At 69.9% G+C, this 21,037-nt stretch carries 18 protein-coding genes; 17 read left to right on the top strand and 1 reads right to left on the bottom strand.

From position 1 onward, the window contains the following. Positions 1-76: 76 nt before the first annotated feature. The 16 genes from V6U90_RS04445 (at position 77) to V6U90_RS04370 (ending at position 18,784) form a co-directional block, all read left to right on the top strand. Positions 77-1,354, top strand: coding sequence for a geranylgeranyl reductase family protein (locus V6U90_RS04445; protein WP_334431257.1), 1,278 nt, complete (start codon positions 77-79; stop codon positions 1,352-1,354). A gap of 100 nt (positions 1,355-1,454) precedes the next feature. Next, positions 1,455-1,820, top strand: a complete 366-nt coding sequence (locus tag V6U90_RS04440; protein WP_334431256.1) for an NADH-quinone oxidoreductase subunit A — start codon at positions 1,455-1,457, stop codon at positions 1,818-1,820. 14 nt (positions 1,821-1,834) lie between these two features. Next, positions 1,835-2,509 (top strand): NuoB/complex I 20 kDa subunit family protein, encoded by a 675-nt coding sequence (locus V6U90_RS04435; RefSeq protein WP_334431255.1) that lies wholly within the window; start codon positions 1,835-1,837, stop codon positions 2,507-2,509. Continuing rightward, a complete protein-coding gene (locus tag V6U90_RS04430; protein ID WP_334431254.1) occupies positions 2,506-3,246 on the top strand; it encodes an NADH-quinone oxidoreductase subunit C in 741 nt (246 codons plus the stop codon). The genes V6U90_RS04435 and V6U90_RS04430 overlap by 4 nt, the downstream gene beginning before the upstream one ends. Next, positions 3,243-4,568 (top strand): NADH-quinone oxidoreductase subunit D, encoded by a 1,326-nt coding sequence (locus V6U90_RS04425; protein ID WP_334431253.1) that lies wholly within the window; start codon positions 3,243-3,245, stop codon positions 4,566-4,568. The genes V6U90_RS04430 and V6U90_RS04425 overlap by 4 nt, the downstream gene beginning before the upstream one ends. Continuing rightward, complete coding sequence (gene nuoE / locus V6U90_RS04420) at positions 4,565-5,608, top strand: NADH-quinone oxidoreductase subunit NuoE (protein ID WP_334431532.1); 1,044 nt, start codon at positions 4,565-4,567, stop codon at positions 5,606-5,608. Before V6U90_RS04425 ends, nuoE begins: the two co-directional genes overlap by 4 nt. After that, positions 5,605-6,921: an NADH-quinone oxidoreductase subunit NuoF gene (gene nuoF, locus V6U90_RS04415; protein WP_334431252.1), complete on the top strand. Its 1,317-nt coding sequence runs from the start codon at positions 5,605-5,607 to the stop codon at positions 6,919-6,921. The genes nuoE and nuoF overlap by 4 nt, the downstream gene beginning before the upstream one ends. Then, entirely contained in the window at positions 6,921-9,416 is a 2,496-nt protein-coding gene (locus V6U90_RS04410) for an NADH-quinone oxidoreductase subunit G (protein ID WP_334431251.1), read from the top strand. Before nuoF ends, V6U90_RS04410 begins: the two co-directional genes overlap by 1 nt. After that, entirely contained in the window at positions 9,413-10,771 is a 1,359-nt protein-coding gene (gene nuoH / locus V6U90_RS04405; protein WP_334431250.1) for an NADH-quinone oxidoreductase subunit NuoH, read from the top strand. Before V6U90_RS04410 ends, nuoH begins: the two co-directional genes overlap by 4 nt. Position 10,772: 1 nt before the next feature. Continuing rightward, the gene (nuoI, locus tag V6U90_RS04400; RefSeq protein WP_334431249.1) at positions 10,773-11,408 is read left to right on the top strand and encodes an NADH-quinone oxidoreductase subunit NuoI; all 636 of its coding nucleotides are present in this window, start codon (positions 10,773-10,775) and stop codon (positions 11,406-11,408) included. Continuing rightward, positions 11,405-12,178, top strand: coding sequence for an NADH-quinone oxidoreductase subunit J (locus V6U90_RS04395; protein ID WP_334431248.1), 774 nt, complete (start codon positions 11,405-11,407; stop codon positions 12,176-12,178). Before nuoI ends, V6U90_RS04395 begins: the two co-directional genes overlap by 4 nt. Beyond that, positions 12,178-12,495 carry an NADH-quinone oxidoreductase subunit NuoK gene (nuoK, locus tag V6U90_RS04390; protein ID WP_334431247.1) on the top strand — a complete coding sequence of 106 codons (318 nt, stop codon included), beginning with the start codon at positions 12,178-12,180 and terminating at the stop codon, positions 12,493-12,495. Before V6U90_RS04395 ends, nuoK begins: the two co-directional genes overlap by 1 nt. Before the next feature lie 12 nt (positions 12,496-12,507). Beyond that, a complete protein-coding gene (gene nuoL, locus V6U90_RS04385; RefSeq protein ID WP_334431246.1) occupies positions 12,508-14,436 on the top strand; it encodes an NADH-quinone oxidoreductase subunit L in 1,929 nt (642 codons plus the stop codon). A gap of 64 nt (positions 14,437-14,500) precedes the next feature. Then, the gene (locus V6U90_RS04380; protein ID WP_334431245.1) at positions 14,501-16,033 is read left to right on the top strand and encodes an NADH-quinone oxidoreductase subunit M; all 1,533 of its coding nucleotides are present in this window, start codon (positions 14,501-14,503) and stop codon (positions 16,031-16,033) included. A gap of 34 nt (positions 16,034-16,067) precedes the next feature. Then, on the top strand, positions 16,068-17,621 hold the full coding sequence (nuoN, locus tag V6U90_RS04375) for an NADH-quinone oxidoreductase subunit NuoN (RefSeq protein ID WP_334431244.1): 1,554 nt from the start codon (positions 16,068-16,070) through the stop codon (positions 17,619-17,621). A 71-nt stretch (positions 17,622-17,692) separates the two neighbouring features. Then, positions 17,693-18,784, top strand: coding sequence for a polyprenyl synthetase family protein (locus V6U90_RS04370; protein WP_334431243.1), 1,092 nt, complete (start codon positions 17,693-17,695; stop codon positions 18,782-18,784). Positions 18,785-18,901: 117 nt separating this feature from the next. Here V6U90_RS04370 and V6U90_RS04365 read toward each other — a convergent pair whose 3' ends face one another. After that, positions 18,902-20,083, bottom strand: a complete 1,182-nt coding sequence (locus tag V6U90_RS04365) for an MFS transporter (RefSeq protein WP_334431242.1) — start codon at positions 20,081-20,083, stop codon at positions 18,902-18,904. Between the two features lie 153 nt (positions 20,084-20,236). Here V6U90_RS04365 and V6U90_RS04360 point away from each other — a divergent pair, with 153 nt between their 5' ends. Continuing rightward, the gene (locus V6U90_RS04360) at positions 20,237-21,019 is read left to right on the top strand and encodes an IclR family transcriptional regulator (protein ID WP_334431241.1); all 783 of its coding nucleotides are present in this window, start codon (positions 20,237-20,239) and stop codon (positions 21,017-21,019) included. Positions 21,020-21,037 lie beyond the last annotated feature (18 nt).

The following is a 21,037-nucleotide window of genomic DNA, read 5'->3' as shown; positions in this document are numbered from 1 at the left end:
CGGCCTAATGGCGGTCATAGACTCCTCCCCGAACTGGCTTGTGAAGGATTTCACGAGCGTTGGGAGGGGGGTCCGGATGACCGCAGTGGAGAACGACGCCGACGTGATCGTCGTGGGCGCCGGTCCCGGCGGCTCGGCAACCGCCTACCACCTCGCCAGCCACGGCGTACGGGTGCTGCTGCTGGAGAAGACCGAGTTCCCGCGCGAGAAGGTATGCGGCGACGGGCTCACCCCACGGGCGGTGAAGCAGCTGGTCAGCATGGGTGTGGACACCTCACCCGAGGCCGGCTGGCTGCACAACCGGGGGCTGCGGGTGATCGGCGGCGGCATCCGGCTGGAGCTGGACTGGCCCGAGCTGGCCAGCTTCCCCAGCTACGGCCTGGTGCGGACCCGACTCGACTTCGACGACCTGCTGGCCAAGCGCGCGGTCGCGGCCGGCGCCGAGCTGCGTACCAGCGTCAACGTGATGTCCCCGGTGCTGGACGCCGCCGGTCGGGTCGTCGGCGTCAACGCCGAGGTCGGCCCGGACAAGGTCCCGACCGCCTTCCACGCCCCGCTGGTGGTCGCCGCGGACGGCGTCTCCGGGCGGTTCCCACTCGCCCTCGGCCTGGCCAAGCGGGAGGACCGGCCGATCGGGGTCGCGGTCCGGCGGTACTACCGCTCACCCGCCAAGCACGACGACAACTACCTCGAATCCTGGCTGGAACTGCGCAGCAAGGAGAACCCGGACAAGCTCCTGCCGGGGTACGGCTGGATCTTCGGGATGGGCGACGGTCGGGTCAACGTCGGCCTCGGGGTGCTCAACTCCTCGTCGGCCTTCGGTAAGACGAACTACCGCCGGCTGCTCACCGACTGGCTCGCCACCACCCCCGAGGACTGGGGGATGACCGACGAGGCCAACGCCGACGGCCCGATCCTCGGTGCCGCGCTGCCGATGGGCTTCAACCGGGTACCGCACTACACCCGGGGTGTGCTGCTGGTCGGTGACTCCGGCGGCATGGTCAACCCGTTCAACGGTGAGGGCATCGCGTACGCGATGGAGTCCGGCGCGCTGGCCGCCGAGGTCGTGGCGCAGGCACTGGCCCGGCCCGCGGGTGCCGAACGGGAGCGCGCGTTGGCGCAGTACCCGGCCGAGCTGAAGGCCCGCTACGGCGGCTACTACCGGCTCGGCGGGATCTTCGTCAAGCTGATCGGCCGCCCGGAGATCATGCGGATCGCCACCCGGCACGGCATGCCGCACCCCACCCTGATGCGCTTCGTGCTCAAGCTGCTGGCCAACCTGACCGACCCCCGTGGCGGGGACGCGATGGACCGGGTCATCAACGCGATGACGAAGGTGGCACCAGCCGTGTAGTGGTCAACGTCCACCCCGCGCGGGGTGACCCTTACGGCTGTGAATATTGTGATTTTTGCTGACCATATCGAGGGCAGGGAAGGACGAGCAGGAGAAAACCATGTCGCTCTCGCCTTACGCACCCATCATCGGGCTGTTCGCCCTCGCCGCGGGCTTCGCGCTCTTCTCGGTGGCCGCCGCCCGCTTCACCGGACCCCGCCGCTACAACAGGGCCAAGCTCGATGCGTACGAGTGCGGCATCGAGCCGAGCCCCCAGCCGGTCGGCGGCGGCCGGTTCCCGATCAAGTTCTACCTGACGGCGATGCTCTTCATCGTCTTCGACATCGAGATCATCTTCCTCTACCCCTGGGCGGTCTCGTTCAACGCCCTGCCGATCTTCGGCTTCGTGGAGATGGTCCTGTTCATCGTCGCGGTCTTCGTCGCTTACGCCTACGTCTGGCGGCGCGGCGGCCTGGACTGGGACTGAGGGAGGAACGTCAGATGGGCATCGAGGAGAAGCTCCCCGCCGGCGTCCTGCTCACCTCGGTGGAAAAGCTGGTCAACTGGACCCGTAAGTCCTCCGTCTGGGGGGCGACCTTCGGTCTGGCCTGCTGCGCCATCGAGATGATGGCGGCCGGTGGCCCGCACTACGACCTGGGTCGCTGGGGCATGGAGGTCTTCCGGGCCTCGCCCCGGCAGGCCGACCTGATGATCGTCGCCGGCCGGGTGAGCCAGAAGATGGCCCCGGTGCTGCGGCAGATCTACGACCAGATGCCCGAGCCCCGCTGGGTCATCTCGATGGGTGTCTGCGCCAGCAGCGGCGGGATGTTCAACAACTACGCCATCGTCCAGGGCGTCGACCACGTCGTGCCGGTCGACATGTACCTGCCCGGCTGTCCGCCCCGGCCCGAGATGCTGATCGACGCGATCCTCAAGCTCCGCGAGAAGATCATGCACGAGCCGCTCGGCCCGAACGGTCGCAAGATGCTGGAGGCCCGTAAGGCGCGCGGTGACGTGCCGCTCGTCCCCTACGGCTCGATGCCCTCGTCGTACCGCTCGGACAAGGCCCGGCGGGCCGAGTGGACCCAGGCGGTCCGCGAGGGCCGCGAGGAGCAGCTGCGCATCGAGAACTGGATGAAGGCCCAGAACCACCTGGCAGGGGGCGCACACAAATGACGACTCCGGCACCGAGTGAGGACCCGGGTGGCGGCGTACCGGTGGCGGCCCCGCCGACCGGCGCCACCAGCGGCGCTCCGGCCGAGTACCCGCCGGCCAGTCCCGCCGGTCAGGGCATGTTCGGCATCCACGGCACCGGCGACACCTCCGGCTTCGGCGGCCTGGTCCGGCCGCGCCGGCTGGTCGAGGGGAGCCCCCGCCCCTACGGCGGCTACTTCGACGAGGTCCGGGACGCGCTGGAAGAGGCGTACCCGGCCTTCGGTGACGCCGTGGAGAAGGTGGTCGTCGATCGCGGCGAGCTGACCATCCACGTCCGCCCCGAGCGGATCGCCGAGGTCTGCCAGGTGATGCGGGACGACCTGTCGCTTCGCTTCGAGCTCTGCTCCTCGGTGTCCGGCGTGGACTACCTGGGGTCGGACCAGCGGCGGCTGCACGTCGTCTACCACCTGACCTCGATGACCTACCGCCGTCGGGTCCGCCTGGAGGCGGCCGTCTCCGCCGAGGACCCGCACCTGCCGAGCGTGACCAGCATCTACCCGACCGCCGACTGGCAGGAACGGGAGACGTACGACATGTTCGGCGTCATCTTCGACGGCCACCCCAGCCTGACCCGGATCCTCATGCCGGACGACTGGGAGGGGCACCCGCAGCGCAAGGACTACCCCCTCGGCGGGGTGCCGGTCGAGTACAAGGGCGCCGAGATCCCGCCGCCGGACCGTCGGAGGTCGTACCAGTGAGCACTCCCAACTACGCCACCGAGCGCGAGACGACCGAGGGTCGCGTCTTCACCGTCACCGGCGGGGACTGGGACACCGTCGTCTCCGGCAGGGACCCGATCACCGACGAGCGGATCGTCGTGAACATGGGTCCGCAGCACCCCTCCACGCACGGCGTGCTCCGGCTGATCCTGGAGCTGGAGGGGGAGACCGTCCGCGAGGCCCGGTCGGTCGTCGGCTACCTGCACACCGGCATCGAGAAGAACCTCGAATACCGCAACTGGGTGCAGGGCACCACGTTCGTCACCCGGATGGACTACCTGTCGCCGATCTTCAACGAGACGGCGTACAGCCTGGCGGTGGAGAAGCTGCTCGGGGTCACCGACGAGATCACCGAGCGGGCCAACACCATCCGGGTGCTGATGATGGAGCTGAACCGGATCTCCTCGCACCTGGTCTGGCTGGCCACCACGGGCATGGAGCTCGGCGCGATCTCGATCATGCTGTACGGCTTCCGGGAGCGCGAGTACATCCTCGACATCTTCGAGATGATCACCGGGCTGCGGATGAACCACGCCTACGTACGGCCGGGCGGCGTCGCCCAGGACGTGCCGGACGAGGCGATCGTCAAGATCCGCGAGTTCCTCAAGATGATGCCGAAGAAGCTCAAGGAGTACGAGGACCTCCTCTCCGGCCAGCCGATCTGGACCGAGCGGACCCAGAAGGTCGCGGTGCTCGATGTCACCGGCTGCCTCGCGCTCGGCGTCACCGGCCCGGTGCTGCGTTCCGCCGGTCTCGCCTGGGACCTGCGCAAGACCATGCCGTACTGCGGCTACGAGACCTACGAGTTCGACGTGCCGACCCATCCGGACGGCGATGTCTGGGGCCGCTACCTGGTCCGGCTCGCCGAGATCCGGGAGTCGCTGAAGCTGGTCGAGCAGGCGCTGGACCGGCTGAAGCCGGGCCCGGTGATGGTCGCCGACCGGAAGATCGCCTGGCCGGCGCAGCTCGCCATCGGCGTCGACGGGATGGGCAACTCGCTGGAGCACGTCGCCAAGATCATGGGTCAGTCGATGGAGTCGCTGATCCACCACTTCAAGCTCGTCACCGAGGGTTTCCGGGTACCGCCGGGCCAGGTCTACGTCGCGGTCGAGTCGCCGCGCGGCGAACTGGGTGTGCACGCGGTCTCCGACGGTGGCACCCGGCCCTACCGGGTGCACTACCGGGAGCCGAGCTTCGTCAACCTCCAGGCCATCCCGGCGATGGCCGAGGGCGGGCTGATCGCCGACGTGATCGCCGGCGGCGCCTCTCTGGACCCCGTGATGGGTGGGTGTGATCGCTGATGGGTTTCTCTGACGAGACGCGCGAGCGGGCGCGGGAGATCATCGCCCGCTATCCGGCGGACCGGTCCCGCTCGGCGCTGCTGCCGCTGCTGCACCTGGTGCAGTCCGAGGAGGGGTACGTCTCCCCGGCCGGCGTCGAGTTCTGCGCCGAGGTCCTCGGCCTGAACAAGGCCCAGGTCGGCGCGGTCGCCACCTTCTACACCATGTACAAGCGCCGGCCGACCGGCGACTACCTGGTCAGCGTCTGCACCAACACCATGTGCAACGTGCTGGGCGGGCAGGAGGTCTACGACACCGTCGCCGAGTACCTGGGCGTCGGGCACGAGGAGACCACCGCCGACGGGAAGATCACCCTGGAGCACGCAGAGTGCCTCGCGGCCTGTGACTACGGGCCGGTGATGACCGTCAACTACGACTTCTTCGACGGTGTCGACCCGGCCGGTGCGGTCAAGGTCGTCGACGAACTGCGGGCCGGTGGCCGGCCCGCGCCGTCCCGGGGCGCCCGGCTCTGCACGCTGAAGGAGATGTCGGTGCAGCTCGCCGGCTTCGCCGACACCCGTGAGGGTGCGGTGGCCGACGGGGTACCGGGCGAGCCGACCCTGCGTGGCCTGCGCCTGGCCGAGCAGCACGGTATCTCGGTGCCGGGCTTCGACCCGAACACCCCGATCCGGCGCAAGGACGACCCGGTCCCGGCCACCCCGGCCAAGGCCGCGCCGACCGGTACCACCGCCCCGGACGTGAAGGCCCCGGACGCCAAGTCGCCGGAGGTGCGGGCGGCCGAGACCCGCCAGCCGGATGCAAAGACCCCGGTCCCGGACTCCCCGGGTACCAAGATCCCGGTCGACGGCGTCGCTCCGACCCCGCGCGACGCGCAGGCCGCCGAGGCGGCCGGGGTCGCCGCGAACACCCCGGCCGGCGACGGTAAGCCCGCCGGTGACGCTTCGGACGCGCAGCAGCGCTCGCTCGATGAGGCATCGGCGAGCGCGAGGAGTGAGCTTGCGGGCCCCGCAGCCGCGAGCGAAAGGGAGGCACAGCAGTGACGACGCCTCGACCGGAGACGCTGGCCAAGCTGACCCCGGTGCTCACCAAGCGCTGGCTCTCGCCGGACGCCTGGCAGCTGCGGACCTACGAGCGGCTCGACGGCTACGCCGCGCTGCGCAAGGCACTCAAGGCGCAGCCGGACGACCTGATCCAGCTGGTCAAGGACTCCGGCCTGCGGGGCCGGGGCGGTGCCGGCTTCCCTACCGGTCTGAAGTGGGGCTTCATCCCGCAGGGTGACGGCAAGCCGCACTACCTGGTGGTCAACGCCGACGAGGGCGAGCCGGGTACCTGCAAGGACCTGCCGCTGATGACCCACGACCCGCACTCGCTGGTCGAGGGCGTGATCATCGCGTCGTACGCGATCCGCGCCAACCGGGCCTACATCTACATCCGGGGTGAGGCGGTGCACGCGGCCCGCCGGCTGCGGCACGCGGTCGACGAGGCGTACGCCCGGGGTTACCTCGGGCGGAACATCCTCGGCTCCGGGTTCGACCTGGACCTGGTGGTGCACAGCGGTGCCGGGGCGTACATCTGCGGCGAGGAGACCGCGCTGCTGGACTCGCTGGAGGGCTTCCGGGGGCAGCCCCGGCTGCGCCCGCCGTTCCCGGCGACCCATGGCCTCTACGCCTGCCCGACCGTGGTCAACAACGTCGGCACCATCGCCAGCGTGCCGTACATCGTGCTCGGCGGGGCCGAGTGGTGGAAGACCATGGGCACGGAGAAGTCGTCCGGCCCGATGATCTACTCGCTCTCCGGTCGGATCGCCAACCCGGGCCAGTACGAGTGCACGATGGGCGTCACGCTGCGCGAGCTGATCGAGCTGGCCGGGGGCATGAAGCCGGGCCACAACCTGCGGTTCTGGACCCCGGGTGGCTCGTCCACCCCGCTGCTGACCGCCGACCACCTGGACGTCCCGCTGGACTTCGAGGGGGTCGCGGCGGCCGGTTCGATCCTCGGCACCACGGCCACCCAGATCTTCTCCGACCAGGACTGCCCGGTCTACGCGACCTACCGGTGGCTGGAGTTCTACCACCACGAGTCGTGCGGCAAGTGCACCCCCTGCCGGGAGGGCAACTACTGGATGGTCCGGGTCTACCGGCGGATCCTCGCCGGTCAGGGCACCCACGAGGACCTGGACACCCTGCTGGACACCTGCGACAACGTGCTCGGCCGCGCGTTCTGCGGTCTGGGCGACGGTGCGACCAGCCCGGTGACCTCCTCGCTGAAGTACTTCAAGCAGGACTACCTCGACTACATCGAGGGTCGGAAGGCTCCGAGGCTCTCGGAGCAGACCCTGGTAGGGGCGCACTGATGACCGACGTTGCGAAGAACACCGAGACCGTCACGCTGACCATCGACGGGGTCGAGGTGACCGCACCCAAGGGTGCGCTGATCATCCGGGTGGCCGAGCAGCTCGGCACGGAGATCCCCCGGTTCTGCGACCACCCGCTGCTGGCCCCGGCCGGTGCCTGCCGGCAGTGCCTGGTCGAGGTGGAGGGGCAGCGCAAGCCGGTGGCCTCCTGCACCCAGCCGGTGGCCGAGGGCATGGTGGTCCGGACCCAGCTCACCTCCGACGTGGCCAAGAAGGCCCAGCAGGGGATCATGGAGCTGCTGCTGGTCAACCACCCGCTCGACTGCCCGATGTGTGACAAGGGCGGCGAGTGCCCGCTGCAGAACCAGGCCATGTCCACCGGCCGGACCGACTCGCGCTTCCACGAGCACAAGCGGGAGTACGAGAAGCCGCTGAACATCTCCTCCCAGGTGCTGCTGGACCGGGAGCGCTGCGTGCTCTGCCAGCGCTGCACCCGGTTCTCGGAGGAAATCGCCGGTGACAAGTTCATCGACCTGATGGGGCGCTCCTCGCACGAGGAGATCAACATCTACCGGGACGACGCGTACGGCGCGGAGGACTCGGACTCCGGCGACGTCCCGTTCAACTCCTACTTCTCCGGCAACACGGTGCAGATCTGCCCGGTGGGTGCCCTGACCGGTGCCCAGTACCGGTTCCGGGCGCGGCCGTTCGACCTGGTCTCCACCCCCAGCGTCTGCGAGCACTGCTCCGCCGGTTGCGCCCAGCGCACCGACTGGCGGCGCGGCAAGGTGCTGCGCCGGCTGGCCGGCGACGATTCGGCGGTCAACGAGGAGTGGAACTGCGACAAGGGGCGCTGGGGCTTCCAGTACACCCGCGCCTTCGACCGGCTCACCACCCCGCTGGTCCGGGACTCGAAGACCGGTGAGCTGCGCGAGGCGTCCTGGAGCGAGGCGCTGGCGGTGGCGGCCGAGGGGCTGCGCGCGGCCCGGGACGGCGGCCAGGGTACGGCCGTGCTGACCGGCGGCCGGCTGACCGTCGAGGACGCCTACGCGTACGCGAAGTTCGCCCGGGTCGCCCTGCACAGCAACGACATCGACTTCCGGGCCCGGCCGGTGAGCCGGGAGGAGACCGACTTCCTGGCCAGCAACGTCGCCGGGGTCACCGACGTGACCTACGCCGACGTGGAGAACGCCCCGGCGGTGGTGCTGGTCGGACTGGAGCCGGAGGAGGAGTGCCCGATCCTCTTCCTGCGGCTGCGCAAGGCCTACCTCAAGCGGAAGCTCAAGGTCTACGCGCTGGCCCCGTTCGCCACCCGTGGGCTGGAGAAGCTCGGTGCCAAGCTCGCCCGGGTGGTCCCCGGCGAGGAGGCGCAGGTGCTCGCCGAGCACGCCACGGTCGCGGAGGCACTCGGCACCCCGGGGGCCATCCTGATCGTCGGTGAGCGGCTCGGCAGCGTACCGGGTGGCCTCTCCGCCGCCGCCGACATCGCCCGGCGGACCGGCGCCAAGCTGGCCTGGGTGCCGCGCCGGGCCGGCGACCGGGGTGCGGTCGACGCGGGCTGCCTGCCCAACCTGCTGCCCGGTGGCCGGCTGGTGACCGAGCCGGGTGCCCGTGCCGAGTTGGGTGAGGCGTGGGACGTGGCCGCCGGGATCATCCCGAGCCAGGCCGGCCGGGACACCGACCAGATCATCGCCGCTGCGGCGGCCGGTCAGCTCGGTGCCCTGGTGGTGGCGGGCGTCGACCCGTCCGACCTGGCCGACCCCCGGCTGGCCGAGCAGGCCCTGGACAAGGTTCCCTTCCTGGTCAGCCTGGAGCTGCGCAACTCGGCGGTGGCCCGCCGGGCGGACGTGGTGTTCCCGGTCGCCCCGGTGGTCGAGAAGGCCGGCAGCTTCCTGGACTGGGAGGGCCGGCTGCGCACCTTCGAGGCGGTGCTGGAGACCACCTCGATGAACGACGGTCGGTTGCTGGACGCCATCGCCGCGCAGCTCGGGGTGGAACTCGGGACCGCCGACGTGAACAGTGTCCGCCGCGAGCTGGGCTCGCTGCCGGCGACCCGGCAGGACCGCCCCGGTGCTCCGGTGGTGGAGCCGGCGGCGGTGCCGCGGACCGGCCCAGGTGAGGCCGTCCTCGCCACCTGGCACCAGCTCATCGACCTGGGCAGCCTGACCGACGGTGACGAGTACCTCGGTGGCACCGCCCGCCCGCCGGTGGTCCGCCTCGGCAAGGGCACCGCGGAGGCGCTCGGTGTCGCGGACGGGGATGCGGTGACCGTCGGTACCGACCGGGGGGCGCTGACCCTGCCGGCGGCGATCACCGAGATGCCGGACGGTGTCGTCTGGCTGCCGACCAACTCGCCCGGTTCGACCGTACGGCGCAGCCTCGGCGTGACCTCCGGAGCGGTGGTGCGGGTCTCCGCCGCCGCCCCGGCGCCGGTCGCGGCGGATGCGGCCGGTCGGCCCGGTCCGCTCCTCAACACCGCTGGGGGTGTCCAGTGAGCACGCTCTATCTGGCCCAGGATCCGACGCTGGCCGACTTCGGCAAGGATCCGTGGTGGCTGGTCCTCATCAAGATCGTCTTCGCGTTCGCGTTCGGTCTGCTGGCCACTCTGCTCGGCGTCTGGTTCGAGCGGAAGGTCGTCGGCTGGATGCAGGTCCGGCCGGGTCCCAACCAGGTCGGCCCGTTCGGTCTGCTGCAGACCCTCGCCGACGGTCTGAAGATGGCCTTCAAGGAGGACATCCTCCCGAAGAAGGCGGACAAGGTCGTCTACTTCTTCGCGCCGACCATCTCGGTGATCTGCGCGGTCACCGCACTGTCGGTGGTCCCCTTCGGGCCGATGGTCAGCATCTTCGGCCACTGGACCCCGCTACAGGTTACCGACGTGTCGGTGGCGGTGCTGGTGCTGCTGGCCTGCTCCTCGATGGGCATCTACGGCATCGTGCTCGGCGGCTGGGCCTCCGGCTCGACCTACCCGCTGCTCGGTGGTCTCCGGTCCAGCGCCCAGATGATCTCCTACGAGGTCGCGATGGGGCTCTCCATCGTGGCGGTCTTCATGACCGCGGGCACCATGTCCACCAGCGGGATCGTCGCCGCCCAGGCGGACGGCACCCGGCTGAGCATCTTCGGCACCGAGGTACCGGCGCCCGGCTGGTACGCCATCCTGCTGCTGCCGAGCTTCATCATCTTCTTCATCGCCACGGTCGGTGAGACCAACCGCGCCCCGTTCGACCTGCCCGAGGCGGAGTCCGAACTGGTCGCCGGCTTCATGACCGAGTACAGCTCGCTGAAGTTCGCGCTCTTCATGCTCTCCGAGTACGTGTCGATGGTGACCATGTCCGCGGTCACCACCACGCTCTTCCTCGGCGGCTGGCGGGCGCCCGCACCGATCACCACCTTCTGGGCCGGGGCCAACTCCGGCTGGTGGCCGATGCTCTGGTTCTTCGGCAAGGTGCTGATCCTGGTCTTCGTCTTCGTCTGGCTGCGCGGCACGCTGCCCCGGCTCCGGTACGACCAGTTCATGCGGTTCGGCTGGAAGGTGCTGCTGCCGATCAACCTGGTCTGGATCCTGGTACTCGCCGGTTTCCGCTCGATCGAGGACTGGCAGACCCAGGACAAGGTGGTCGCGGTCGGTATCCCGGCCGGCATCCTGCTGCTCGCCGCGCTCCTCTGGCCGACCCGCGGAGCGCGACCGAAGCCGACCCTCCAGGAGCAGGTCAACCGCCGGCCGCACGGCAGCTTCCCGCTGCCCCCCATGGACCTTCAGGTCCCGCCGAGCCCGCGTACCCGGCGCCTGGTCGCCGAGCGGGAGCCGGCGAACATCGGTGCCGCCCCGGTCGAGAAGGAGGAGGTGTGACATGGGCGCGATCACGGGCACCTTCAAGGGTTTCGGGGTCACCTTCTCGCACATGTTCAAGAAGGTCGTCACCACGGACTACCCGTTCAAGCCGCCGGTCTCCGCGCCGCGTTACCACGGCCGGCACATCCTCAACCGCCACCCGGACGGGCTGGAGAAGTGCATCGGCTGCGAGCTGTGCGCCTGGGCCTGCCCGGCGGACGCGATCTACGTCGAGGGTGGCGACAACACCGAGGAGCAGCGCTTCTCGCCCGGTGAGCGGTACGCCAGCGTCTACCAGATCAACTATGCCCGCTGCATCTTCTGCGGGCTCTGCATCGAGGCGTGCCCGACCCGCTCGCTGACCATGAGCAACGAGTACGAGCTGGCCCGCGACTCCCGGCAGGACCTGATCTTCACCAAGGAGCAGCTGCTCGCGCCGCTGCTGCCGGGCATGGAGCAGCCGCCGCACCCGATGCGGCTCGGCGACAGCGAGAAGGACTACTACGTCGGTGCGCTGACCAACCCGGGCACCTCGGCCGGTGCGGAGCAGTCGCCGAACGGCGGGTACGGCGTAGCGGAGCACCCGGGTGTGACGTTCCCCGGTGCCGAGCAGGCGGCCCAGCGGGCGCAAGCGGCAAAGGGGGAACGGGCATGACCGGCGGGCAGGCGGTGCTGGCCGCGACGGGGGCGGTGACCGGCGGGGAAGCCGTCACCTTCTGGATCCTCGCGCCGCTGGCGCTGATCGGCGCGATCGGCATGGTCTGGGCCCGCAACGCCGTGCACTCGGCGCTCTGGCTGGTGCTGACCATGCTCTGCCTGGGCGTGTTCTACGTGCTCCAGGCCGGGCCGTTCATCGGCATGGTGCAGATCATCGTCTACACCGGCGCGATCATGATGCTCTTCCTGTTCGTGCTGATGCTGGTCGGCCGGGACGCCTCCGACTCGCTCATCGAGACCCTGCGCGGCCAGCGTCCGGTCGCGGTGCTGCTCGGGCTCGGCTTCGCCGGCCTGGTCGGCACCGGGCTCTACCGGGCGCTCCAGGGCAGGACGCCGGCCGGGCTGGAGCAGGCGAACGCCGAGGGCAACGTGCAGGGCATCGCCCGGCTGCTCTTCACCAAGTACGTGTTCGCCTTCGAGTTGACCTCGGCGCTGCTGATCACGGCGGCGGTCGGCGCGATGGTGCTGGCCCACGTGGAGCGCCGCAAGGCCGACAAGATGGACCAGATCGCTACCATGAAGGCGCGGTTCGCCCCGGGTAACTACCCCGGCCCGAAGCCCGGTCCGGGCATCTACGCCACCTCGTCGTCGGTGGCCACCCCGGCCCGACTGCCGGACGGCCGGCTGACCGAGCGCAGTGTCCCGGAGATCCTGCCCACCCGGGAGCTCTCCGAGTCGGAGACGACGCTGAAGGGGACGGAGAAGTAATGAACGAGTTCTTCTCGGTGGAGCCCGACTACTACCTGATCCTCGCTGCGGTGCTGTTCACCATCGGCGCGGTCGGGGTGCTCATCCGGCGCAACGCCATCGTGCTCTTCATGTGCGTCGAGCTGATGCTCAACGCGGCCAACCTGGCGCTGGTCACGTTCAGCCGGATCAACGGCGACCTGAACGGTCAGATCATGGCGTTCTTCGTGATGGTGGTCGCGGCGGCCGAGGTCGTGATCGGTCTCGCCATCATCATGTCGATCTTCCGGACTCGACGCTCGGCGAGCGTCGACGACGCCAACCTGCTCAAGTACTAGAGGGGCCCACCAGTGGAAGAGACTGTGCGTTACGCAGAGGCCACGGGGCTGCTCGGCAGCGTCTGGCTGCTGGTGGCGATCCCGCTGGTCAGCGCCGCGATCCTGCTGCTGCTGGGCCGCCGCGCCGACCGTTGGGGGCACTGGCTCGGCGTCGCCAGCATCGGCGTCGCGTTCGTGCTCGGCCTGACCTTCTTCCTCCAGCTCCGTGGGCTGGAGAACAAGTCCGTCGAGCGTAGTCTCTGGGACTTCATCGCGGTCGGCGACTTCAAGGTGGACTTCGGTCTGCTCTTCGACCCGCTGGCCGCGGTCTTCGTACTGCTGATCACCGGGGTGGGTTTCCTGATCCACCTGTACGCGGTCGAGTACATGTCGCACGACCCGGGCCGGCGGCGGTTCTTCGCCTACTTCAACCTGTTCGTCGCCGCGATGCTCCTGCTGGTGCTCGGCAACAACTACGTGATGCTCTACTTCGGCTGGGAGGGCGTCGGTCTGGCGTCGTACCTGCTGATCTCCTTCTGGTACGAGCGTCCGACCGCCGCCACCGCCGGCAAGAAGGCGTTCCTGATGAACCGGGTCGGCGACGCCGGCCTGGCCATCGGCATCTTCATCATGTTCGCCACCCTCGGCACCACCCAGTACGACGAGGTGTTCAACGGCGTCGGCGGCTTGGCCGGCGGTACCGTGCTGGTGCTCGGCCTGCTGCTCCTGCTCGGCGCGACCGGTAAGTCCGGCCAGTTCCCGCTCCAGGCGTGGTTGCCGGACGCGATGGAGGGTCCGACCCCGGTGTCGGCGCTCATCCACGCCGCCACGATGGTCACCGCCGGTGTCTACCTGATCGCCCGGTCGAACCCGATCTTCTCGGCCAACTCGACGCTCCAGCTCGTCGTGGTGAGCGTCGGCGCGCTGACCCTGCTGCTCGGCTGCATCATCGGTGCGGCCAAGGACGACATCAAGCGGGTACTCGCCTGGTCGACGGTGAGCCAGATCGGCTACATGTTCCTCGGGGTCGGTCTCGGCGGTGGGGCGTACGCGCTGGCCATCGTGCACCTGCTCGCGCACGGCTTCTTCAAGGCCAACATGTTCCTCGGCGCCGGCTCGGTCATGCACGGCATGAAGGACCAGGTGGACATCCGCCGCTTCGGTGGCCTGTCCAAGTACATGAAGGTCACCTGGATCACCTTCGCCACCGGCTGGCTGGCCATCATCGGCATCCCGCCGCTCTCCGGCTACTTCTCGAAGGAGCCGATCATCGCGAAGGCGTTCGAGCGCGACGACTGGACCGCCTGGCTCTTCGGCGGGGCCGCGATGCTCGGTGCCGGGCTCACCGCGTTCTACATGACCCGGCTCTTCGTGCTGACCTTCCACGGCCCGAAGCGGTGGACCGACGACATCGAGCACCCGCACGAGTCGCCGAAGCTGATGACCATCCCGCTGATCCTGCTCGCGGTCGGCTCGGTCGCCGCCGGTTTCCTGCTCTCCACCTCGGTGCCGGACTGGCTGACCGCCACCGCTGGGCTCGGCGGCGCGGAGGAGGGCGAGGCGCACGGCGTGCTCTCCCACACGGTGATCACCATCCTGTCGATCCTGGTCACCCTGATCGGTGCCGGCCTGGCCTGGTTCCTGTTCCGTAACGGCACGGCCACCGAGCCGCAGCCGGCCGGGGTACTGGTCACCGCCGCCCGGAAGAACCTCTACACCGACTCGTTCAACGAGGCGGTCTTCGAGAAGCCGGGCATCTTCCTCACCCGGGCGCTGGTCTACCTCGACAACCGGGGCGTCGACGGGCTGGTCAACGGACTGGCCGCTGGTGTCGGCGGTGGGTCGGGCCGGCTCCGGCGACTCCAGACCGGCTTCGTCCGGTCGTACGCGATGTCGATACTCACCGGCGCCCTGCTGGTGGTGGCGGCATTCCTGGCGGTGCAGGCGGGGTGGCTGGCGTGATCGACCTCTTCCAGGCGGCCGCCCCCGGCGGATCGCGCAGTGACGACGGAGGTAAGGCCGCATAATGTCCGACTTCCCTTTCCTCTCGGTGCTGACCGTGGCGCCGCTGGTCGGTGCCCTGGTCGTGGCGTTCCTGCCGCGCAGCCGGCCGCAGTTGGCCAAGCAGGTGGCCTTCGGCTGGTCGCTGGCCGTGCTGGTGCTCTCCGTCTTCATGTGGGGGGCGTTCCAGGCCGGCGGTGACCGGCTCCAGTTCCGCGAGTCGTACTCGTGGATCCCGCAGTGGGGGGTGAACTTCACCTTCGCCGCCGACGGCATCGCGCTGGTCATGCTGATGCTGATCGCCGTCCTGGTGCCGCTGGTGATCCTGGCCTCCTGGCACGACGCGGAGTCGTCGAAGCGGTCCGTCCCGGTCTACTTCGCCCTGCTGCTCATCCTCGAATCCACGATGATCGGCGTCTTCGCCGCCGCCGACATCTTCCTGTTCTATGTGTTCTTCGAGGTCATGCTGGTGCCGATGTACTTCCTGATCGGCAGCTTCGGCGGCCACCAGCGGCAGTACGCGGCGGTGAAGTTCTTCCTCTACTCGCTGGTCGGCGGTCTGTTCATGCTCGCCGCGGTGATCGGCCTCTGGGTGGTCGGCGGGAAGACCTTTGACTGGCAGGCGCTCACCCAGATCGACATGTCGACCGGTACCGAGCGCTGGCTCTTCCTCGGCTTCTTCATCGCCTTCGCGATCAAGGCGCCGTTCTTCCCGTTCCACACCTGGCTGCCGGACGCCGGTGGCGCGGCGCCGGCCGGTGCGGCGGCCCTGCTCGTCGGCGTCATGGACAAGGTCGGCACCTTCGGCATCCTGCGCTACTGCCTGCCGCTGTTCCCCGAGGCGTCCAAGTGGTTCGCGCCGTACGCCATCGCGCTGGCGGTGATCGGCATCATCTACGCCGCGCTGCTGGCGGTCGGACAGAACGACCTGAAGCGACTGGTGTCCTACACCTCCATCGCGCACTTCGGCTTCATCGGCGTCGGCATCTTCGCCTTCACCACCCAGGCCGGTACCGGTGCGGTGCTCTACATGCTCAACCACGGCCTCGCCACCGGCCTGCTGTTCCTGGTCGTCGGCATGTTCGTGGCCCGGCGCGGTTCGGCGCTGATCAGCGACTTCGGTGGGGCGGGCAAGCTGGTCCCGGTCCTCGCCGGGGTGTTCTTCTTCGCCGGTCTCGCCTCGCTCGCCCTGCCCGGTACGGCACCGTTCATCTCCGAGTTCCTGGTGCTGGTCGGTACCTACACGGTGAACAAGCCGGTCGCGGTGATCGCCACCCTCGGCATCATCCTGGCTGCGGCGTACGTGCTCTGGATGGTGCAGCGCACCACGCAGGGCACCCTCAACCCGGCGCTGACCCAGGTGGAGGGGATGCGGCGGGACATCAGCCTGCGCGAGAAGGTCGTGGTGGCACCGCTGATCGCGCTGATCGTGCTGCTCGGCTTCTACCCCAAGCCGGTCACCGATGTCATCAACCCCGCCGTCCAGGCGACCATGCAGGATGTCGGCAAGTCCGACCCCGCACCGACGAACGGCGGCGTCCAGAAGGCCAGCAAGTGAGCCCCGCGGTCGCGAGTGAAAGGCAGCCTGTCCGATGACCGAGCTGAAGTTGCCGTCGATTGACTACGCGGCGCTCGCTCCGATCCTGATCATGCTGGGCGCCGCCCTGGTCGGTGTCCTGATCGAGGCGTTCGTGCCGCGTCGACTGCGGCATCCGGTGCAGCTCGGTGCCGCCCTGCTGGCGGTACTGGTTGCGCTCTACTTCGTGGTCGACAACGCCGGTGACCGCCAGATCACCATCGGCGGGGCGATCGCGATCGACGGGCCGACCCTGTTCCTCCAGGGCGCGATCCTGGTCCTCGCCGCGATGGCCCTGCTGCTGATCGGCGAGCGCTCGATCGAGCGGGGCGGCGCCTTCGTCGCCCAGGCCGCCGTGGTGGCCGGGTCGGAGGACGACCGTCGGCAGGCCGAGGAGGCCGGTGGGGCCACCGAGGTGTACCCGCTGACCACCTTCGCCATCGGCGGCATGCTGATCTTCGTGGCGGCGAACGACCTGCTGACCATGTTCATCGCGCTGGAGGTCTTCTCCCTCCCGCTCTACCTGCTCTGCGCGCTGGCCCGTCGCCGGCGGCTGCTGAGCCAGGAGGCGGCGATGAAGTACTTCCTGCTCGGCGCGTACGCCTCGGCGTTCTTCCTGTTCGGTGTCGCCCTCGTCTACGGCTTCACCTCGGGCATCCCGGGTCGTACGGCCGGCGTCGACTTCGCCACCGTGCACGCGGCGGTCGCCGACTCGGCGTCCAGCCCGGTGCTGCTGTACGCCGGCATGGCACTGCTCGCCATCGGTCTGCTGTTCAAGGCGGCGGCGGCCCCGTTCCACGTCTGGACTCCGGACGTGTACCAGGGCGCCCCGACCCCGGTGACCGCCTTCATGGCGGCCTGCACCAAGGTCGCCGCGTTCGGCGCCCTGCTGCGGGTCTTCTACGTCGCGTTCTCCGGCTCGGCGTGGAACTTCACCCCGGTGCTGGGCACTGTGGCGGTACTCACCATGCTGGTCGGCGCGGTGCTGGCGGTCACCCAGACCGACATCAAGCGGCTGCTCGCGTACTCGTCGATCGCCAACGCCGGTTACCTGCTGGTCGGGGTACTCGCGCTGAACAAGGAGGGCCTCTCCGCGACGATGTTCTACCTCGTCGCGTACGGCTTCTCGGTGCTCGCCGCGTTCGCCGTGGTGACCCTGGTCCGGGACGCCGACGGCGAGGCCACCCACCTGTCCCGCTGGGCCGGGCTGGGTCGGCGGTCGCCGTTCTTCGCCGGGCTGTTCACCTTCATCCTGCTCGCCTTCGCCGGTATCCCGCTGACCAGCGGCTTCATGAGCAAGTTCGCGGTCTTCGGGGCGGCCATCGAGGGTGGGCAGACGTGGCTGGTGATCGCCGGTGTGCTGACCAGCATGATCCTCGCGTTCCCGTACCTGCGGGTCGTGGTGATGATGTGGCTCTCCGAGCCGGGTGAGTCCACCCCGACGGTCTCCATGCCCGGTGGGCTGACCGCCGCCGCGCTGATGATCGGTGTACTCGCCACCCTGGTCCTCGGCGTGGCTCCGGGGCCGCTGCTCGACCTGGCCAACGGCGCCGCTGAATTCGTGCGATGACCGGTCCGGGTCCCCGGACGCTCGCTCCCGGGCCGCACCTCCCCGCGCCGGGCAACTCGAACGGGTGTGGCATGGTTGAAAGCGTGGTAGGACCCGCTGACCAGCAGACAGGCGCCCCCGGCTCCGGCACCCGCCGGAGCCGGGCGAGCACAAGTCGGTACGGCTTCGGTTCGCTCGGCCTGGACCTGGTCGACTCGCGGGTCGAGGAGTCCGTGCTCGGGCTGCTGGAGTCGGTCGAGGACGAGCTACGGGCGAGCGTGGCCAGCGCCGACCCGTTCGTCACCGAGGCCGCCCGGCACCTGGTCGAGGCGGGTGGCAAGCGGTTCCGCCCGCTGCTGGTCGCGCTCGGTGCCCAGTTCGGCGATCCGGCCAGGGCGCAGGTCGTGCCGGCGGCCGTGGTGATGGAGCTCACCCACCTGGCGACGCTCTACCACGACGACGTGATGGACGAGGCCGTCGTCCGCCGGGGGGCGCCGAGCGCCAACTCCCGCTGGACCAACTCGGTGGCGATCCTGGTCGGCGACTACCTCTTCGCCCGGGCGGCGGACATCGCCGCCGACCTCGGCCCGGAGGCGGTCCGGCTCCAGGCGCGGACGTTCGCCCGGCTGGTGCACGGCCAGATCGCCGAGACGGTCGGCCCACGGGCCGGTGACGACCCGGTCGACCACTACCTCAGCGTGATCGCGGAGAAGACCGGTTCACTGATCGCCACCTCGGCCCGGTTCGGTGGGATGTTCGGCGGCGCGTCCACCGAGCACACCGAGGCGCTCGCCGGGTACGGCGAGACGATCGGCGTCGCCTTCCAGCTCTCCGATGACCTGCTCGACATCGCCTCCGAGTCGGTGCAGTCGGGCAAGACCCCCGGTACGGACCTGCGTGAGGGTGTGCCGACCCTGCCGGTGCTCTACGCGCTCGCCTCGGACGACGCGGACGCCTCGTCGGGGCGGCTGCGGGAGATCCTGGCCGCCGGGCCGGTCACCGACGATGCCCTGCACGCCGAGGCGCTCGGCCTGCTGCGCGAGTCCCCGGCCCTCAAACGGGCCCGGGAGACGGTGCGCAGCTATGCGGAGGATGCCCGGCAGCAGCTCGCCCCGTTGCCGGACGGCTCCTCGCGGCGGGCTCTGGAGTCGCTCTGCGACTTCATCGCCGACCGCACCAGCTGACCGCACCTCAGCCGACCGCACCAGGCGACCGCACCTCAGCCGACCGCACCAGGCGACCGCACCCCAGCCGATCGCACCAGCGACCTGCGGGACTGGGCCCGGCGGCCGTCGCCAGGATCAGGTGCGGGGGTGCAGCATCCGGCTGCCGGTGAGCATCAGAGCGGCGGCCAGCAGCATGCCCACCGAGGCCACCGTCCACATCGCCGGATAGCCGCTGTCCGCAGCGATCCAGCCCAGCCCCAGCGGGCCGACGCAGCCGCCCGCGTACACGCCGGTCTGGGTGATCGAGGTGGCGGCGGCCGGTGCCTGTGGGTGCAGCCGCACCACGGCGAAGTTCATCAGACCTGGCCAGGCCCAGCCGAGACCGAAGCCGAGGGTCACGCCGATCAGCAGCGCCGGTGTGCCGCGTTGGGCGAGTAACGCCAGCCCGCCAGCCCCGAGCAGCAGCATCGCGGCGATCATCAGGACGTGTCCGCTCTCTCTGCGGTCGGCGAGCCAGCCGGCGCCCACCCGGACGGCGATGCAGACGGCGCTGCCGAAGGTCAGGGTCAGCCCGGCCAGGCCCGGGTCGAGCCCGCTCGTCGCGGTCGAGTCGACGAGGAAGGTGCCCAGGGCGTTCGCGCCCGTTGCGGCGAGCGTGGCGGCCACGCCAAGGACCGCCAGTGCCGCGTTGGCCCGCCCGCCCCGGGCAGCCGGCCGTCGGGACGGAGCCGCTCCTTCGACGGGTACGGCGGGCAGCGCGGCGAGTGCGGCGACCGATGCCGCCACGAAGGCCCAGCGCCAGCCTGCGGTGAGTGCGATCGTCGGGACGGCGGCACCGGCGAGCAGCGTGGACATCGGGATCGCGGCCTGCTTCACCCCGAAGGAGAGGCCCTGCCGGCGGGCCGGGACGTGTCGGGACAGGGCCGAGTTGCTGGCCAGTTGGCCGAGCGCGTTCGCGGCGGCGCTCAGCGCCAGCAGACCGACCAGGGTGGCGTACGACCGGGCGAGGCCAGCGATGGCCAGCAGCGAGCCGGCGGAGAGCAGGATGCCACTTCGCGCCACCACGGCCGGGCCGAGCCGCTCGACGAGCGCCCCGGCGGGTACCGAGGCCAACGCACTGATGCCGAAGTAACCGGCCACTGCGGCGCCCAGCCCGGCCGGGGTGAACCGGAGGTCGGCGCCGATCTGCACCGCCAGCCCGCTGACCAGGAAAACGGGCAGGACGGCAGCGATGGTGGTGGTTACCGCGCCGGCGGCGATCCGGGCCGGATGGGCCGGCGCGGGTGTTGCTGCGACGCTCGCGGAGGGTTCGGGCATGATGGGACGACCATACGCGAATCAAGTTCATTGACAGATCGTGTCTGTCGATGCACGCACTGTCGCCGGGTATCTGGCATTCTCGATCCGAACAGGCATTTCGCGGTCGGCCTGTTTTTCATATGGTGTAAGTCCCCGGCGGCGGAGGTGGTTGTGCGCGACCCCTTGGCGGAACCTTCGGATCTCATCCGTAGCGTGTCGCGTGCGCTACGCGTGCTCGAAGCAGTCGGTCGTGCCCCCAAGGGGCTGACCGTCAAGCAGATCGCGCGACGATGCGAGTTGACCGTCGCCACCACCTACCACCTGGTGCGGACCCTGGCGTACGAGGGCTACGTGATCCGGCGTGAGGACGGCACCTACATCGTCGGGCTGGAGGTTGCCGACCGGTACCGCGAACTCGTCACCGCGTTCCGTGGCCCGCCCGCGGTCGGTGAGTGCCTGCGTCGGGCGGCGGTGGACACCGGGTACAGCCACTACCTCGGGCGGTTCGTGGGCGGCCAGGTCGCCATCACCGCCGTGGCCGAGGGCGCGCGGTCGCCGTACGTCGAGGATCTGGTGCCCGGCTTCGACGAGGGTGCCCATGCGACGGCGCTCGGCAAGGCGCTGCTGGCCACCCTCACCCCTGAGCAGCGGTTCCGGTACCTGCGCGAGTACGGCATGCGCCCGTTCACCCCGGCGACGCTGACCACCGTGGAGACCTTCGAGGCGGACCTGGCCGCCGGTGAACGCCGTGGCATGCAGATGGAGCTGGGCCAGTTCCGCAACGGGGTGGCCTGCGGCGCGGTGATCGTCACCCCGGACAAGGACATCGAGCGCCGGGTGGTACTTGCCTGCGCCCTGCCGGCGGGCGAGATGATGACCTCGGCCCGGGTGGTCCGGGCCAAGCTGCTGACCGTGGCCAAGAGCATCGCCGAGAGCCTTGCCGCCGACGCCTAGCGGTAAGGAAGGGCCCCT

The sequence above is a fragment of the Micromonospora sp. CPCC 206060 genome (genome assembly GCF_036906895.1).
Lineage (GTDB): Bacteria > Actinomycetota > Actinomycetes > Mycobacteriales > Micromonosporaceae > Micromonospora.
The sequence above is the reverse complement of the archived record's forward strand: the minus strand, read 5'-3'. Positions and strand labels throughout refer to the sequence as shown.

Coding starts and splice junctions, on each gene's coding strand:
- V6U90_RS04410 (WP_334431251.1), top strand. CDS start 6,921: ATGACCGACGTTGCGAAGAACACCGAGACCGTCACGCTGACCATCGAC.
- V6U90_RS04445 (WP_334431257.1), top strand. CDS start 77: ATGACCGCAGTGGAGAACGACGCCGACGTGATCGTCGTGGGCGCCGGT.
- nuoK (WP_334431247.1), top strand. CDS start 12,178: ATGAACGAGTTCTTCTCGGTGGAGCCCGACTACTACCTGATCCTCGCT.
- V6U90_RS04380 (WP_334431245.1), top strand. CDS start 14,501: ATGTCCGACTTCCCTTTCCTCTCGGTGCTGACCGTGGCGCCGCTGGTC.
- V6U90_RS04435 (WP_334431255.1), top strand. CDS start 1,835: ATGGGCATCGAGGAGAAGCTCCCCGCCGGCGTCCTGCTCACCTCGGTG.
- nuoI (WP_334431249.1), top strand. CDS start 10,773: ATGGGCGCGATCACGGGCACCTTCAAGGGTTTCGGGGTCACCTTCTCG.
- V6U90_RS04440 (WP_334431256.1), top strand. CDS start 1,455: ATGTCGCTCTCGCCTTACGCACCCATCATCGGGCTGTTCGCCCTCGCC.
- V6U90_RS04430 (WP_334431254.1), top strand. CDS start 2,506: ATGACGACTCCGGCACCGAGTGAGGACCCGGGTGGCGGCGTACCGGTG.
- V6U90_RS04395 (WP_334431248.1), top strand. CDS start 11,405: ATGACCGGCGGGCAGGCGGTGCTGGCCGCGACGGGGGCGGTGACCGGC.
- V6U90_RS04370 (WP_334431243.1), top strand. CDS start 17,693: ATGGTTGAAAGCGTGGTAGGACCCGCTGACCAGCAGACAGGCGCCCCC.
- nuoN (WP_334431244.1), top strand. CDS start 16,068: ATGACCGAGCTGAAGTTGCCGTCGATTGACTACGCGGCGCTCGCTCCG.
- V6U90_RS04365 (WP_334431242.1), bottom strand. CDS start 20,083: ATGCCCGAACCCTCCGCGAGCGTCGCAGCAACACCCGCGCCGGCCCAT.